At 63.0% G+C, this 17,219-nt stretch carries 5 protein-coding genes and 1 tRNA gene; 1 reads left to right on the plus strand and 5 read right to left on the minus strand.

Annotated features, from left to right (window positions below):
• Nucleotides 1-68: 68 nt before the first annotated feature.
• Nucleotides 69-1,130, minus strand: coding sequence for a site-specific integrase (locus tag PCO31110_RS10535; protein WP_150690375.1), 1,062 nt, complete (start codon nucleotides 1,128-1,130; stop codon nucleotides 69-71).
• Nucleotides 1,131-1,300: 170 nt separating this feature from the next.
• Between PCO31110_RS10535 and PCO31110_RS10540 the strand changes: the two genes are divergently transcribed.
• Nucleotides 1,301-1,375, plus strand: a tRNA-Arg gene (locus PCO31110_RS10540).
• A 255-nt stretch (nucleotides 1,376-1,630) separates the two neighbouring features.
• Here PCO31110_RS10540 and PCO31110_RS10545 read toward each other — a convergent pair.
• The 4 genes from PCO31110_RS10545 to PCO31110_RS10560 form a co-directional block, all read right to left on the minus strand.
• Nucleotides 1,631-2,104, minus strand: a complete 474-nt coding sequence (locus PCO31110_RS10545) for a WbuC family cupin fold metalloprotein (protein ID WP_150690376.1) — start codon at nucleotides 2,102-2,104, stop codon at nucleotides 1,631-1,633.
• A 158-nt stretch (nucleotides 2,105-2,262) separates the two neighbouring features.
• Entirely contained in the window at nucleotides 2,263-2,475 is a 213-nt protein-coding gene (gene rpsU / locus PCO31110_RS10550; RefSeq protein ID WP_010806331.1) for a 30S ribosomal protein S21, read from the minus strand.
• Between the two features lie 938 nt (nucleotides 2,476-3,413).
• The gene (locus tag PCO31110_RS10555; protein WP_150690377.1) at nucleotides 3,414-4,043 is read right to left on the minus strand and encodes a hypothetical protein; all 630 of its coding nucleotides are present in this window, start codon (nucleotides 4,041-4,043) and stop codon (nucleotides 3,414-3,416) included.
• Nucleotides 4,044-4,316: 273 nt separating this feature from the next.
• Entirely contained in the window at nucleotides 4,317-16,958 is a 12,642-nt protein-coding gene (locus tag PCO31110_RS10560; protein ID WP_150690378.1) for a filamentous hemagglutinin family protein, read from the minus strand.
• Between the last annotated feature and the right edge of the window lie 261 nt (nucleotides 16,959-17,219).

The raw sequence follows: 17,219 nt of genomic DNA on the forward strand, positions 1-17,219 counted from the left end.
GAGTTGCCTGCATTTCCTGAGATTGGGGCATCCGGATGTCGGAACGGCAGGCGTCATGCCAACTCGCACTAACCATTGGCGCTGCGATTCTTTTTGAATGGAAGAAGCTTTCCCTTCTCAGCGAGATCTTCAGGTTGGAGGTTGGTATAGCGCTTCAAATGTCGCCAGTCCTTATGACCGGTAACGCCTGCGACCTCGGCAATCCCCCAACCTGCTTCAAATAGAGCACTGGTCGCCTCATGGCGAAAGTCGTGCAGATGCAGATCTATGATGCCTTTTGAATCGCATGCCATCTTAAAATACTTGCTGGCCGTCTGAGGCGAAAACGGAAAAATACGCGCCTCACCCTCAATCTGTGCCTGCCGCTTAATCACATCTAACGACGTCCCAATCAGCGGCACCCATTCATGATTCCCGACCTTGTTGCGCGGATCCTTGCGATCACGTACGAGCACCATCCGGTTGATCTCATCCAAATCACGCCATTCGATGCGGAAAATTTCGCCACGCCGGAACCCCGACTGTCCATTGATTTCGATGACGTCGGCCAACGGCAACGTGTATTCCGGATGCTCCCGATCCCACGCTATGATTCTCGCGATCTCATCGGCCGTCGGTCGACGCTCCCGCTTCCCCGACGACCCGATCAACCTCAGGTGATGAAGCATTGGCCGAGCTTTGCCGATAACGTCCGGCACGTCGAAATCCAAAAAGCTCGACGTATGCCGCAGCACCGTCCCGAGCTTCGAAATATCCATGTTGACGGTAGCCGCCCCAGCCCCGGCCCTATGCCGTGCCTGAGCGAACTTCACAAGCGTCTTCGGCGTAAGCTCGGCTATCGAGACCCCGCTGAAGTGCTCGGCTAACTGCTTCAGCGTGTAATCCTCAGTAGATTTGTCCCGAACCGGACGCTTCGACTCCTCACGCAAAATCCGGTAGTGCGCGATGATCGCCGGCAGCAGCGTCTTGGCCGACACCTTGTCCAGATTCCTGCCTTCATCAACCGCTACCTCAATTTCGCGTGCCCATGTGGAGGCCTGCGCCTTCGTCCGAAACGTTTTTGCTATACTCTTTCCCTCGCGTCGAACTTGAGCGCGCCAACGCGTTCCTACCTGCACAATCGATGCCACTGTCGCCTCCTTGCTGTAGCAAAAGTGTAGCAATGGCGACGTGAAACAGCAGGTTGCGGAGTGATCTGGAGTGATACGGTAGGGGTATCACGATGAGCCGGAAAGCCCCGTGAAATAAGGCGATGCCCTTGATTTCAAAGGACATCGCGCTAATGGATAGAATGCAGTCTCTCCCTGTAGTTCAATGGATAGAACGAGTGCCTCCTAAGCGCTAGATACAGGTTCGATTCCTGTCGGGGGGACCAGCCAGATAAGGCTTTCAGCGTTCCCTGTGACACGTTTGTGTCAAATCGGCAAAGTGGGCCTATGCCTTCGGGGTCGCAGCGGCAACAGCAAGTCAAACGCTATCCCACCCGAAACCGTCGACTGGATCGACTGGTGTAGTGCGATCGACTAGGCGGCCACAGCGCTGCTCGCCACGGCCATCGAGCTTCAAGGCTGGACGCGCTGACGCCTCAACGGCGCCATCGAATTGCGCGCCGTAGAAGCGCTATCGGGCATCAGGCTGTCCAGCGCTCACCCACTTGTGCCGTCTTGACCCACGCCATGAACGCTGTGGCTTCGGGGGTGTCTGCCGGTGCCGACCAACTCGCGTAATCGGACTCGACGAACGGTCGGTACGGGCCATGCTTCACTTCGAAAATCACCGCCCCCGCATCCAGCGACAGCACGGTGTGATGGGTGCCCTGCGGCATCTCCGTTACGCTCGTGCCCTCTCCGAGCACCTTGCGGTCAGTGACGATACCCGCCTCGTCGAACGTCAGCACAATAAAACGGCCGCGCAGGGCCGTGAGCAACTCCCACGTCTGGCGATGCAGATGCGGGCGAATGTACGTTGCCGGCTCCATCGCGATGGCCAGACGCTGAATCGGATCTTCCAGCGACTCGTGCAGGTTCTGGTTCATGCGCGCACGCGGCGACTGCTCGGCTTGTTGCGTCAGCACGTCGAGTGCGGCGAAAGTCAACGTTTTCATATCGGAATCGTGGGGAGTCAGGGGATAAAAGGATCGCGGCGTGGCAGCGACGGCCACGAGTGTAGCAAATCGATACGCCGCTTCCGTCCATAAAAAAACCCGCCTCGCGGCGGGTTCTTGACTTCACACTTCACTGCGCCATCGGCGCAACGACGTGCTTAGTACATCTTCTTCTTCAGCGTTTGGCTGCGCAGACGCTTACGCAGACGGGCCACGGCAGCGGCCTTCTTGCGCTTGCGCTCAGCCGTCGGCTTTTCGTAAGCAGCGCGTGCCTTGACTTCCTTGATCAGGCCCGTGCCGTCGATAGCGCGACGGAAACGACGCAGTGCAACTTCAACGGGTTCACCGTCTTTGATAACGATCTTGGTCATGCAATATCTCGAATAGTGATTCGGCTCATTCGAGCCGGATATTTAACTTACCGAGCAAAGATACCCTTCCCCGCCCTGCCGGAGACTCCTCCTGCCAGGCGCGACGAACGGACTTGCTACGGACTGCACTACACCACATCCGGCGGGACCGCGACTCACCTCCTCTGCGATCTCCCGATTGGCATTCGACGCCTCGCTCGCTACCGCGAACCCGCATCGCGCCTTCCAGACTGGCTGAACGGTTGATTGATGGCGAAGCAGATACTCATCGTTCGTCAGTGAGCACCACTCCCCGCACTTGCCCAAATTTTGGACAAGGTCGTGATTATACACATAAAGTGAGTGAAATGCACACGAATTGGCCTTCCCCGATACACAACAGACCCCGCCGGCAAGCGGCGGAGCCCTTTGCAACCGGATGAATGACTTCGGCCTCCCCCCTCCGGTCATGCCGACAATGCGGTGCGAATCGGCCTGAAATCCGCCTTGAAACTTGTGACGCATGCCAGCGACGACGGCGATTTGCGACGGCGCGCCGGTGCCCGTCGTCCATCGCGGCCACGATGGGGTAGCGTCACCCGTTGCGCGCTGGTCGACACCCGTCAGGTACATCTCCGTGCGCTTGCTCAACGAGGGCACTCCCCTTGGCGTTGACTGGAACCAACAACGCGGCTTCGTGCTCTTGGTGATGCCCGGGAGCGCCGTTGTACCACCCACGCTGCCATCGCTGTCGATGAAGGCCAAACCGCTCAGCAGGTAGCACTTGCTTCCACTGCATATGCAATGGAGTGCTTATTAAATGACTAGCGGTGCTTTCCTGCGAAGGAAAAAGCACCGCTGGTGATCGCAAAGCGGGCGCATTTTGACACGTCCGCGACGAAGTCCGCACATGAATGCGGCAATCGTTCCCGATATGCGCCGCTCGCCCTCGTAAGACGCTATGTCGTGCTACGACCCGGCGCCGTCTTGAGCGGCTTGGGTGCCGATGTTCCGACGGGCGCCGACGACGCAGTGCGCTTACGCGTCTTCGCGACACTGCCGGTCGCGACCGGTTTGGCCGTTCTCGCCGACTTTGCCGGTGCCGCGCCATTGGCTGCACCTACGGCGGCGGGCGAACCATTGCCCACTCTCGGCCCTTGCACCAACTTCGTCGCAGCGACAACTTTGGACGTCTTGCCCGGCTTCACCACCTTATTAGGCTTGTCCGCCTTCGCCGCTTTTTTCGGCTTGGCGGCCTTCACGGCCTTCGCAGGTTTAGCCGGCTTGGCGGCTTTGGAAGCCTTGGGAGCTGCCGGCTTAGCAGGGGTCTCCGATGCGGTCTTCGCGGCGGCGGCCAACTCCAGATCGATGGTGTGCTTGAGTCCGGCGATGACCGGCGCTGCCAGATCATCCGCAAAGTGATCGAACCAGCGCTTGGCTTGCAGGAGCTTTTTTCCGCCGAGGCGTCGCTTGTGATCTTCGTCGCTGGCGAGCACCTTGGCCGACAACCGTGCACGACCCTTCGATAGGCGTTCGAGAACGGTGATGATGGTGAACCCGCGATGTAACGTCTTTTGCTCTGCAGACATACTGGCCTCCTGAAGTCCCCATCTCGAGACGGGACCGGATTGGATCGACGCCACGAACCGAATCACGTGGACACGAGCGATCCTACCACGCCGCAATGCTTATGCCAGCAGGCTCGAGCCCCCCGGGCGTCTAGTGTGTGGTGCACACGCCCCCCCCCGGAGGCTCGAACGCTTAAGCAAGCTATTGCACGATGGCCGGAATCGCGAAACGGATGTCCGCTTCCACGAAGGCCCGCATGAGCGCCAGTTCGATGACCACGCTTCACCCACCGCCTATCGGTCCTGCCGCAACGCCAGGCGTTCCGCGTCGCTCAGACGTGCCCAGAGCGCCGGATCGACCTTCTCGCCCAGCCCTACGATCTGCACCGGGTTTGAGGCGCTGTAGCGCACCGTCTCGGGCGACAACGGCGAGCGCAGCGGCAAGACCTTACCGGCGTCTGCCCCTGCTTCCGGCGCATTCCCCTGCCCCAACGTACGCACCGTGAAGATCGACGGCTGCGATGCACGCGCGGCGCTTCGCTCGCGCTGCACGGCGTCCTGCGCGGCAGAGGCGGCTTGCGCTGCACTGGCGCTCGCGTTGGTGAGTGCCGCCACGTTCACGCCAGCGATGACCGGAATGCCGGTCGACTTCCCCTGCACCTGGATGTTCGCTGCGTTCACCACTTGCGGCGCCACCAGATTGATGTTCCCCGATACCCGAATCCCCGCCTCGCCGGCATCGATCGTCCCTAGCGGCGCCAGCAGATCGACGTCGCCCGGCTTCACCTCCGGAATCGGGTTGAGTGTGGCGATCCCCGCGCCGGTGCTCGGCACCTGCGGCGACAGTTTCACGTTGCCCCACTGGTCGTATTCACGCTTGGGCGGCGTATAGACGATTGTGGACTTCGAACCGCGCCCCGCGTTGATATCCCCTTCCGACGACCAGCCAAGAATGCCGCCTCCGAAGGTCGTCATGATCCGGCTCTGGCCGAGCAGAATGCTGCCGCGCGAGAACATCTCGATATTGCCGCCGCCTTGCGTAAGCACACCGGACTCTGCCGGCGGCGCCGCGCCCTCGATACCGAAGACCTGGCGCCCGCCCGGCGTGAGGAGTTGAATGCCCCCGCCGTAGTTGGTGCGGATGTAGCCACTGCGCGGGTCATAAATGTTCACCTGATTCTGCTGGTCCCAGATCACCCGATTCCCCCGGAAGATCAGAATGTCGCCCGCGTACGCCGTGGGATTGCCATTCGCATCGGTGTCCGGGGCAAGCGCGGCAATGGCATTGCGGCTGCGCAGGAAGCTGCCGTAGCGCGGGCTGGCCGGATCGTTGTACTCGCGCCCGCCAGCCTTGAGTTCGGCGAAATAGACATCGCGCGCAAAAACCCTCTGCTGCTCCGCCGGCAATCCGAGGTAGTACGCGCGGGCTTCGTCTCCGGTGCCCGAAAAGCCGTAACGTTCGGCCAGCCACGTCGCCAATTCCGCTTCGTAGGTCTTCACGACCTTGCCCGCCTGATCAGCCAACGGCACGCCGGTGCGCGCCAGATTGGCCGGGTCCAGATAGGGTTTCACGAACTGGAGATAATCCAGCCCCTTGGCACCCACACCCGCCTGCATGGCGATGCTCGCACCGGGACGCGTATCGGCTGTCGTGACAGGTCCGACGCTGGTCACCGCAGCACGGTCTTCCATCAGAATGTTGCGCCCGGCGCTGATATCCAGCGTGCCCGGACCGGCGACGTTGAATGAGCTATAGAGAATGTCGCGTCCGGCAGAGACGACCGACACGTCGGTCGCGTTGTTATGAACGAACAGATTGCCCGTGTAGCTCAAATCGAAACCGCTTGCAATGGCCCCAGAGCCTCCCTCAAGCAGCAGGTTGCCACTTCGCACGATGTCGCGTCCCGCCAGCATCCGGACCGGCTGTGCACCCTCATACCAGGTGCGGCCGCGCCGCGGTTCCCGCTCGAAGAAAGTGCCTGTGCCGGCGAACTTGATGATCCGCCCGGTACTCACCCCAACCAGATCACCATCCACGGCATAGAAGAGCGCCGGGATCGCGCCGGCATTCGGTTGCCCCGTCGCAGAATTCGCGTCGAATGCGAACAGCGGGAACATCCCGAGCCCCGCGCGATTACCGTCGCCAGAAAGATTGGTGGCGTCCGGTGTCTGTGCCATCGACCCACCCACGGGCAGCAACCAGGACAGATACGCGGGCCGTTGCGGCGTCGCAATCGCGCGCTTCGACGCCCCGGACTGGCTGACCGTGAAGCCCCCTGCATAGATCGAGTCAGCGGCGAGGAACTGCAACTGACCACCCGTAGACGACGGTGCCAGCAAGACCGGGAACCCGTCGTTAGTGGTGCCCTGCACGAGCCCCGGCTTACTGTAGTAGAGGCTGCCACTGGCCGCTACAGCACGCAGCGTCGACGGATACATCACGGCCTCATCCGTCAACGTGCCGACCGAGGTGTTGACCGGCGTGAGGTTGCCGCCCGCGGTGACCATATCGATGGCCGTGCGATCCGTCCACAAGGTGAACCAGCTCCAGCCGCTACCGTAAATGCCCGTCTTGCTGATATACGGCGAGGCATAGTCCATTGGAAGCCGGCCGGGATCGGCGACGTCGTGCGTGACCTGATCCGACAGGGTCGACAGGTTGAACGTCGAATCCCCCGGCACTAACGTGAATCCGCCTCTCATGTCGCCACGCGTGGATCGGAAGGGATCGAACGCGCGGGTCTCGCCCGCCGTATGTTGTAACCACGCGTTGCCGTAGACGAGGTCGATCGTACCCAGTTGGCCGGCCTTGATCTCGGTGTGACCGCGCAGGTTGCTGACCACGCCGTTCGCGTGGTCGAGAGAATTACTGCCAACAGGATTCACCGCGCCGCTCACGCGCAAATCGAGGTCGCCGCCACCGGTCAACGTCATGCTGCCGTCCGCCGCGACACGGCCGGTGCTCGCAACAGCCAGCACCAGCCCTTGTGGGCGCGGGTTCACCACCTCAGAGAAACGACTGCCGACAAGCCTCGTCAATTGCCCTGCGTCGCCATCGACCTGCGCCGTCAGATTGCCCCCGCCCAGCGTCCCGAACCCTGTAAAGCCGATCAGTCGGCTCACGCCCCCGCCAAATGCGCTGACAAAACTGCCGAAGTTGATCCACCACGCCGTCGGTTGCGCCTGGGTGCCGGTGGCCACGCCATCGCTGCCCTGACGCCATAACCAGTTGCTGACACTGGCGCTGTCGTACCCGCCGTCGCCCGGAAGCGGCCGCTGGCTGATCCACGCGCTCGGTTGCAGTATCGACCCCGTCAGATTGCCGCCGACACGCAGCGACAGGTTGCCGCCCTGATCGGGATACCAGGCGCGATACACACTGTCGGCGCCACCGTCGACAAACGCTTCATTGTTGCCTGCGGGCTCGTTGAGCACGGTGCCGGCCGCACTTCTCGCTCGCGGCAGGTTGTACGGATCATCCGGGCGAGTCTTGGCCGACGACGTACCGGCGGTGTAGACACCGTACAACGAGTCCATTCGCATGTTGCCGCCACTGAGCAATTCAAGATCGCCCGTGCCAGTGCGCAAGACGCTGAAGCGCTGACTCGTCGCGTAGTAGTTGTACGTCATGCCCGGCGCGGTACACCACCCCGGGTTCTCATCACACATCGTCGGCCAGCCGAGTTTGACCGGGTCCAGCACGTCACCCACATGGAGCGACGGATCGCCCCATTCGTCGATCCCTTGCTGCGTCCACGTATAGCTGACCTTGAGGACGCAATATGCCGGTGAATCCGAGCAGAAATCATCGACGGAGGAGTCGACACCCAGCTTTTTGAGCAGGGCCTCGTCGATCTTTTCGCCTGCCACAATGCCGTCAATCCCCAAATCCGCCGCCTCCTGCGTCCAGTACTGAACCCCTTTGGGTGGCACACCCTTGCCGTACATGCCGTAGTGGCTGTCTGCCAGCCGCAGGTCCCCATGCACCGGACGCGTTTGTACGATCCGGCTATCGGCCGCAGTTGTATCGGCCCCCGCGACCAGCCGCAGCGACCACGACTGAGATCCCTCGGGCAGCATCTGGGCAATGGCCCACGACTTGCCTTGCCGGCCGGCAATCTCCGGACGCAGCTCGATTGAGTCGACCCCCGCGAGCAGTTTCACGTCGGTACCTGACGGGATCACCGCCCCCGCAGCAAGCGCCTGTGCCCCGTTGAGCAACACCACGTTTCGTTTCAGATCGCCTTCGCCCGGATCAGGTGTTCCTAGCAACGGCACGCCCTTAGGCCAGAGCATGGCGCGTGCGCTCACGCCCAACGGCAACACCGAGCCAGGGTCGATCCGGGAATCGGCGGCAAGCGTTACCGACGTCTTCAGCAGCGTGCCAGCCGCAAACAAGACATTGCCCGCGCTGTCGCGCACGGCGCCCGTGAGTACCGTGCCGGCGGGCAATGTCAGAGGCGCGTCGAGCGTCACTGTCACCGGCATGCGCGTACCGGCCGGTATGACAACGCCCTTGATCGGCAAGTCGTAGTTGAGGATCGCCCCGGCGGGGAACGCGGTACCGTCGGCCAGCGTCACGCCCAGCCCCGGCACGACGATGTCGTCTCCGCCGAAGTTCATGCCCGGCAGCAGCTTCCACCCGTTATCGTCCTTGGTGATCGGCGGCGGCGAGAAGCCATCGTTGATGCTGCCGAAAATATCGAGATTTCCGCCCGCCCGCACGGTGAGCATGCCCACCTCTCCAGAACCGTAGACGTTGGTCTTCGCCGAGAGCGGATTGAGGCTCGCGTAGCGATAGCCCGACAGATCGAGGTCACCGCGAACGATCATGTCGCCGTCGGCGGTCTTGCTCACAACCTCCACGCCGGGACGCAAATGCAACGCGCCGAGGTAGTCGGCGTTATTGAGCCCCGCCATCTTCACGTTCAGCAAATTGCCGTTGGCCAGTGAGTGGTCGATGAAGGTCGTACTGTCTGCGTGCTTGCCGTCCATGTACGCCTGATCGATCACCTGATACGGGCGCCCGCCGGCCGCCAGTTCCAGCACCGGCTTGCCGTTCACATCGAGCAGGACGTTGCCATTGGCATCCTTGAGCGTGGCATATGGGGCGTCGTCGTACCGCTGCATGCCGTTCAGTGCAATGGACTTGGCCCCGCGAATGGTCAGACCGCTGCGAGCGTCGATGGCAACGTCACCGTAGGTGGCGGCATCGGCATCGCCCACGCTGCCCTGACTCCCCAGGCGCGGCGCGTTCAGCGTGAGCGTGCCGCGCGGCACGCCGTCGTTCTGCCCCGCTGCCGTGCCGAACGCCGCATTCGTGCCGTGACGCAAGTCGATCTGTGCGCCACGCCCCAGGGTGAGGGTGCCATTGCCCGAACTGAGTTCGACGATGGCTCGGTTCGGACTGTCGATGATCTTGCCGTAACTGTCCACGCGCAATACGGTGCTGTGCGCGTCGAGCACTGCAGTATCGGCCAGCGCGAGACCGTTTTTCCCCGCGAGCCGGATCGACCCGACACGCTCGCCGCTGGCGTCGATCATGCCGGCGATGGTCAGACTGCCGTTATCGACCGACACGTTGACGTCGCCCGCCTTGAGTTCACTGCCGATGGTCAGGTCGCCGCGCTTGAGCTGGAAACTGCGCCCGCCGAACACGCCACCGTCGTTCAGCCGCGTGTTGAGCGCCGCGAACTGCGCATCCGGCGACCCGGCGCCCAGCGATTGCGCACGGATCTCCACTCTGCCCGGCATGAACGGGACCCACGTGCCGGCGGCATCGTAGCGGCCGCTGCTGTTGCCGAGAATCCGGCCTTCCAAATCCACTTGCCCCGCTGCCGCATCCAGGGCGATGGCCTTTAGCGTGCCCGCGCTGCTGTTGACGGCGGACAGATCGATGGTCGACCCGCCTGACTGGAAGATGTTGCCGCCACGGCTCTCCAGCACAACGTCGCCTCCCCAGGTGAATTTGTCGACGTCGAAGAAGCTGCGTTTGCGCCCTGCCAGATCGATCTGCGCGGCGTCGGCCAGCGTCAGATCCTTATCGGCAATCAGCGTGAGCTTGCCGCCAGGCAGCACCACGGCCGTCGCCACGCGCAAGCTATCCCCGTGCAGTGTCAGATCTGCGCCCAGCGCGTCGATATCCCGCGAGCGATCGACCGGCACCGCACCTGCGGGCGCCGCCACGGAAACCGCGCCGCCAGCGGTGATCCGGTTCGAGGAACCGGCCGCCCCCGTCATGAGTGGCGTCGTCAGGTTCAGGTTACCGCCGCTGTACTGGAAGCCGCTCAACGCGTCATAGGCGCCCTTTGACTGATACACGGACAAACTGCCCTTGTGATTCGACGTCACGCGATCGCTGGCGCTGATGTTGACGTTGGCAAAACCCAGCGCCAGACGGTCGTACGACTTGATGCTGCTTGGTTGCGAGAACGGTCCGAAACCGAACTCGAAGCGCTCCGTCTCCAGATTCAACGCGCCGCTGCCGGTGCCTGCCCCGTTGGTGATCACGGCGCCGGGCTCGCTCTGCGCCCCGCCCCAGATCAAGTTAGCGGTACGGATAGTGGCCGCCGTCGCGGCATTGCCCTGCCCGTAGATGGCCGGCGTGGTGAGCACCAGACGGCTCAGCACGGATTTGCCGGTTGTCTTGTCGTAGGTATCGAGCGTGACGTCGCCGTAGAAGTTGACGCTGTTCGCCGCGCTCAGTGTCAGCGTCTCCAATGCCGGGGCACCTGTCGACGTGTCGCCGCGCAGCAGTCGGTCCATCAGACTCTGGTTCATCGCCAGACCGTTCGCGCGAGTACCGTTCGCCTGCGCTTCGGCAAGCGCTTGCGAGGTACCGACGTTGATGGCGCCCACCGCAAGCGTGAGATTGCGCGTGCCGTAGCGCACAGCGTCGTCGAGCGTGAACGAGCCGGTCGTTGCGGCAGCGATCGTGCCTTCGGAATAGAGCGTTGTCGTGCCGGTGCATGCGCCACCGGGACAGTTGCCTATCTCGATCCCCCCTCGCGCGGCAGCACTGGACGGCAAGAGATTCACCAGCCCGTTGGACGCCGCGAGTACATAGCCGTTTGCCTGATAGATGAATCCGTCGTTCGCGTCGTAAGCGACCTTGCCCCGGCCGAGCGTGTTGATGCCCGCCCCCTGCTCCACGCGAATCAGACCACCCGCGAGCGGATTTCCGGTATTATCCGCCGCCACGAGGAACACCTCCGGTGCCGACAATATCGCGCCGCTACGCAAATAGAGCTGCTCGGGCATGTCATAGCCGAAGCTGATGTAGTTGCCCCCCTGACCATAGGTTGTCGCTGGCATACCGCCAAGCACAATGCGTGACGCGCCGATATTGTTCAGGCTGTCCGCGCGCAGCGTGACGCCCCGGAATCCGGGCGTGGCGTTGGCGTTCGCGGCCACGACTTCCAGCGCCTGAATCCCAGCGCTTCCTATCGGCGTCAATACCGACACCGTGCCGCCGTAGCCGCCTTGCGCCGCATCGAAACGGCCCGTGCCATCGAAACGGAAGGCATTGGCACCGTCGCCCGGCTGTAGCGCCAACTGAAGCGTTCTGGCGTCGACCGGCAACGCGGGACGCGGAATACCGCGCCGCGCCGCATCGGCTATCGCGAACGTGGCATAGTCGGTCTCGTTGTATTGCGAGTAGGTACGCAACACATTCGCCGGTGTCAGGATCATCTGGCTGGCAAGACTGTCGCGAGACCCGGTGCCTGCCGTCGACAGGGTTCCGGAAGCGGACCACGAGCCGTTGCGCATGGCCTGCGCCGATGCGCCCGCGCCTTGTCCCGCACGTCCGTTGATTTCCACGCGGAACGCGCCCGGCAGCAGCGCGTAAGTCGAAGGCATCAACGTGTAGGTGCCTGCGGGCAGACCGGGCACGCCCGCGCCGATAGTGATCTGGCGGCCGATGGCCGGATCGCCAGTGCCGCCTGCCGACGGTGCGTAGGCCCTTTGCACGCCAGGAACGATGGCGTAGACCGGGTTGGTCTTCGAATCCGGCAAGACGAATCCGCCATTCGCACCAACCTGCATCAGCGGATAGAAGCGCGCGTCGGTGGAACCGCCTCGCCCCGACACGAAGCCGGCACCCATGAGGTCGCCACCGCCCGAAAGGTCGACCAGCGCGCCGCGCTCAACGCTGACCGACTTCCCCGCCAATACCAAGCCGGCAACGCCGCCCGCGCCCTGGAAGGTGACGTCCTTGCCGTTGTAAGTCCAGCTTTGACCGTCGAGCGTGCCCCCATAGGGCATGGTGAGACCGGCACCACTCACGGATGTCACGCTGCCGGGCAAAAGACGGACGGCCAGGCTGTTCGCGCCGTCATAACCCGGTGTGCCAAGCTGAATGCGTCCCAATGGTGCACGGACCACACCGCCCTGTTCCACGTTCGCGGCCAGCAACGACAGCGAACCGAATGCCGAATACGGGAGCTCCGGAATGACATCAGTGGTGCGTGCGACGCTCAGCTTACGCGCCGGGTCGTAGCCGGCCAGACCCTTGACAACACTGTAGCCGGCCCTGACCGCAGCACCTGCACCGGTGCCCGGGTACAACTGCGCGGCGCGAAGCGTGATGTCTCCGGGACCGGCCAGCACCGTGACGGGCTCCCCGCCATTCCAACCGTCGCTGGTGGGCATAAACCGCAAGTCGCCACGGCTGGTCAACTCAATGTTACCGGCGTCGACGGCCACCCTGCCGCGAACGTCGATGAGGTTGGCTTTCGCATCCAGTTTGCCAATGAGCGGGCGCGGCGCAGGCGTTACCTCGCCCGGGACGACGTACCCGTCCCGAGCATTCAAACGTGCCTGAGCCAGACGCAGGTACGACGCATCGAGGTGGACGTTCGACGGCGCGGCAGCGCCTTTCGCCGTCGTGAGGCCGCCGTAGATCTGCAGATTCTGGTTGAGCTTGAGCGAAACATCGCCAGAAAATCCAACTTGCCCGAGGATGGAAAAGTTATCGAAGCCACCTGCCTCGATCTGTGCCACGGACAATCGGCCGTACCCATAAGTCAGTGCGGCGGCGGCCTGTGCGGGCGTCAGCATGCCGTGCAAGGGGCCCTCACTCTGGACTTGCTCAACAGTCCATTCACGCGATGCAAGCACGCGCTCGGTCGCCGCCTGCTTCAGATAGGCCGCACTCACCTGCGCAACGGAGAATGTGCCCCCCGTCGCACCAGCACCACCGGCAGCCGCTCTGAACGCACCGTCCAGATACAGGCCATTGTTCGACGCAATCGAGATATTGCCGCCGTTGGTCGTGACCTGTCTTACGCCCTGACCGTCGACGTTGAGCTTCGCCTGCGCGCCGGAAGCATCGAGTACGGCACCGTTACGCACGACGACGAACAGGTGCGTGCCTGTCGCGCTACCGGTAACATGATCGATCTCTGCGCCGATGACGATATTGCCGCCGTTGCGCACCAGTCCGTAGGGATTGCCACGCGCGTCGCTCGCCGTCGCCGCCCGGGCCGCCACGTCCAGCACGGCGCTCTCGCCAATCCAGATCGAGCGGGCATGCCCGTGCGCGTTGACCGTCTCGGCCACCACGGCATTGTCCTTCATGTCGCCCAATGTAATGTTGCCGCCCCAGGCGTCCAAGGTGCCATTCACCGTGATCTGGCCGATGCCGCTCAATGCGATCGACTGGCCAGGGTCGACGCTGACGACAGCGCCCTTTCCAATGACCAACTGCGCCGTCGCCATGTCCTGCGCCGTCGAGAGGTAGTTGCCGGTTTGCAGGGCAAGACTCGCGCCTTTGCGCTGGGTGAGCACCGCCTTGGCAGCGTTCTCCTGATACAACTGCGGAGTCCACACCGTGAACCTGTCGCGCAGGTCGTTTGCCGTCGTCAGATCGCGCGCTTCGTCGGCACGTCGATAGACGGGCATCGTTACATCGACATGCGCGCCATCGCTCACGCTCAGGCCTACCGCACCGTTCACCCGATAATTGGAGAACCCCTTGTTGAAGAAGTCGCCGCCGAGCGTCAGGGTTCCCGCATCCGGCGCTGCGAGTGCATCGCCGATCAGTACCTTCTGCGAGAGCACGTCGAATGTGCCGCCACCGCCGAAGCCATAGGCACGAAGGTCGGCATCGGACCCCAGCGCAAGCGTTGCGTTGTCGCCTGTTGCCGCCAGCGTCACATCGCCGCCGCGCCCGCCTTGCAATTTACCGTCGCTCGCGAGCGTCGCCCCCGAGGAAACGTCGATGAGACTGCCCTGCCCCAGCCTCACGTTGCCACTGCCGCGAATGACAACGCTGCCGCCATCGCGATACGGCAGACCGTCGATCCGGTCCGGGTTCGTCACCAGGTTGCTCCACAGGCCGCTCGCATCGAGTTTCACGCCCTGGGCCAGGGTGACGTTGCCCACGGGCGCGACGGAATTGACGACGGTGTTGACAAGACCGTTCGTATCCATCTGACTGAGCAGACTGCCAATCTGGATACGGCCGCCGTGCGCGCTCACGTTGGCGTTCACCGCCACGTCGTTGCCGTACAAGGTGACGAGACCGCCGGACGCGGCCTGAAGGTCGCCGCCGACCTCGATACGGTCCTTGGCGGCAAGCCGTATCGCGCCGAGCGAAAAGCCGTTGAGCTGCGACGTGTCGAGCACCAGCTTGCCCTGACGCTCAGCGGGTGTCGCCGTGGTGAGATCCAACCCGGCCGCAACGCGCGCTTGCGTGTCGCGCAAGTCGACCTCGTTCATCACCGCACTCAGGTTGTCGTAGAGCAGGCCGCTGGTCTTGTCGTACATCGACTGATACTTGCCGACGATCAACTGCCCTTGACGTGCGACGGTGTTCTGCGACTGGTTGTACCCGTCGAGATCCGGTGCCGGGGCTTGTGTCTGCCGGGCACCCTGGAAGACGTTGCCGACAATGCCGCCTTCGAGCACCGCGCTCTTGGTCGAGACCAAGAGTCGCCCGGCGTCGCGACCGACCGTGTAGCCATTCTCAAGGCGTGTCGACGGCGCGATGAGCGGTGTGGCGTAGTAGCGGGTCGCGCGGTCACCCCAGCGGGCGTGGACATCCTCGAAGCCCTTGTAAATGCCGGTGTAAAGCAGGTCGGCCGGGGCCTTCGATACTTCGTACAGACTTCCGTCGGCACCCTTGAGCCAAGTCTGCTTCAGATAGCCGGTCTGCACATTGAACGTGCCGCCCGACAAATTGATGTTGGACCCCGATTGCGTAACGACGTCCGCGCCGCCGAAGGTCAGCGTGCCACCCTGTGCCATCCATTCGCCAACGCTATGTCCCTGGGTACCGAGGTAGCCGCTGACTTCGAGCAGGCCGCCTGCCGTGTACCAGCGGTCGCTGTCGTAGCCGTTCGTGCCCTTTGGAACGAAGACGACTTTGCGGCGGTCGATCCACACATCATTGCTGTTGAGCAGTTTGCTGCCGCGATTGCCCGGTGCATCGCGTTGCTCGTTGCCCTGAACGTTGACCTTGACGTTATTGCTCTCCATCGACAGATTGACGCCGACGGCACCGGAGACATCGAGTTGGGCGCCGTCGCGCACCAGACTGCGTGTCGCCGCGTTGACGATGATCTGTCCGCCGGTCGCAAGCGTCAGCGAGTCCTGCAGGAAGTCGACGGTGCCCGCGCTGGTAATCTCGATACGCGACTGGTCGCGACGGTCGTCGACCGGTGTAATGTTGTAGGCCCCCTCGACGGGCGGCCCGAGCAAGGCGCTGCGCTGACTGTCCAGCGCGCTGCCGTTGCCATCGATCACGATGGCGGTCGCCGCCCCGCGCCCAACGGCGATCTTGCTATCGGCCCCCACGGCCAATAGATGGATCGTGCCGCGCGTGTTGACCGATGTGGTGGCAATTGCCACGCCGTTTTGCTGGACATCGCGCCCGGCGAGCGTGACATCGCCCTCGCGAGCCATGATCAGGCCCGAATTGGTCACGAGTCCGGCCGCGCTGTTGGCGGCGAATTGCGGCGTAATCTCGCTGCCGCGTGTGGTCGACGCCGGGTTGCTGTTGGTCCCGACACCGCGCTTGATGACAAAGCTGTCGCCTGCCGCCAGCACCGCCTGCCCCTTGAGCGTGGCGATGTCTCCTGCGTTGTGCACTTCCTTACCGAGCAGTAACACGTATCCGCCACCGTCGGTCGACGCGCCGGGTGCGCGCGTCGCGATCTGCGCACCGGCCAATACCTCCACCTTGCCCGCAGCCCCGGTGAATGTCGGGGTGCTGGCCCCGACACCATAGATGCCGTTGTTCTGAAATTGGTCGTTGCTGATGTTGGCCGCCGCCGCCACGAGATTTCGCGTGTCGATCTGGCTGGACCCCGTGAACACAACACCGTTCCGGTTGGCGATCAGCACCGTGCCATCTGCCTTGATCTGCCCCTGAATCACGCTCGGCCGGGCTTTCGGATCGTTCACGCGATTGAGCACCGCCCAGTCGCGCTGCTGCTCGAAAGCGACCGTGGTGTTCTTGCCGACGTTGAACGTCTCCCAGTTCAGAATGGCCTTGTCGGCGGTTTGTTGCACCGACACCGTGGTCTTGCCGCCGGACACGGTCTGGGTCGGCGCGTTGGCGTTGATCCAGCCCTGCGTCAGGCTGTTGGAGTCGACTTTCAGGCCGCCGGCGGTCAAACCGTCCGGCACTGAGGCGTCGTTCTGCGCGGCCTGTCTGGCGGCGGACTGCATCGATTGCTGCGCCGCGATGGCCTGCGCAGTGATGCCCAGATTATCGATGGAGCGTTGCAGTTGAACGTTCGCAAGACGCTGTTGCTCGGACGGCGTATTTAACGATGAAACTGGCATGCCGTTAGGCAGTCTGCCGGTCTGCGTCGCCGTATTCTGTGCAGCGCCCCGAGCGGCGAACCAACCTGCGCTGAAAGCCTGTTGCGCATGCGCCTCGACGAACATGCCGCCCGTCGCCAGCGCCATGGCAATAGCACGCGTCATCGGTGCTGCACGAAACACGTTTCTCAGTTGTTTAGGATACCGTAATTTTCGTGCTGCGCCCGTGTGACCGCGTGTGCTCATCTCAAATCCTGCCGGTAAAGGGTCCATACCACTCGACCGCCCGCCCCGTGCCGGGAAGTCCTGTTCATCGGGGTACGCCGGACACCCACGACGTATCGTCATGATGACAACGCAACCCCATGCTCAAGGACGAACGGCGAACCCATCCACCCGCAGAATATTTCGAAGAATTTTTTCTGT

The organism is Pandoraea communis (assembly GCF_902459745.1).
GTDB lineage: Bacteria > Pseudomonadota > Gammaproteobacteria > Burkholderiales > Burkholderiaceae > Pandoraea > Pandoraea communis.

Bases quoted from the DNA above. Each gene is read 5' to 3' on its own strand.
- PCO31110_RS10545 (WP_150690376.1), bottom strand. From the start codon at position 2,104: ATGAAAACGTTGACTTTCGCCGCACTCGACGTGCTGACGCAACAAGCC.
- rpsU (WP_010806331.1), bottom strand. From the start codon at position 2,475: ATGACCAAGATCGTTATCAAAGACGGTGAACCCGTTGAAGTTGCACTG.
- PCO31110_RS10555 (WP_150690377.1), bottom strand. From the start codon at position 4,043: ATGTCTGCAGAGCAAAAGACGTTACATCGCGGGTTCACCATCATCACC.
- PCO31110_RS10560 (WP_150690378.1), bottom strand. From the start codon at position 16,958: ATGACGCGTGCTATTGCCATGGCGCTGGCGACGGGCGGCATGTTCGTC.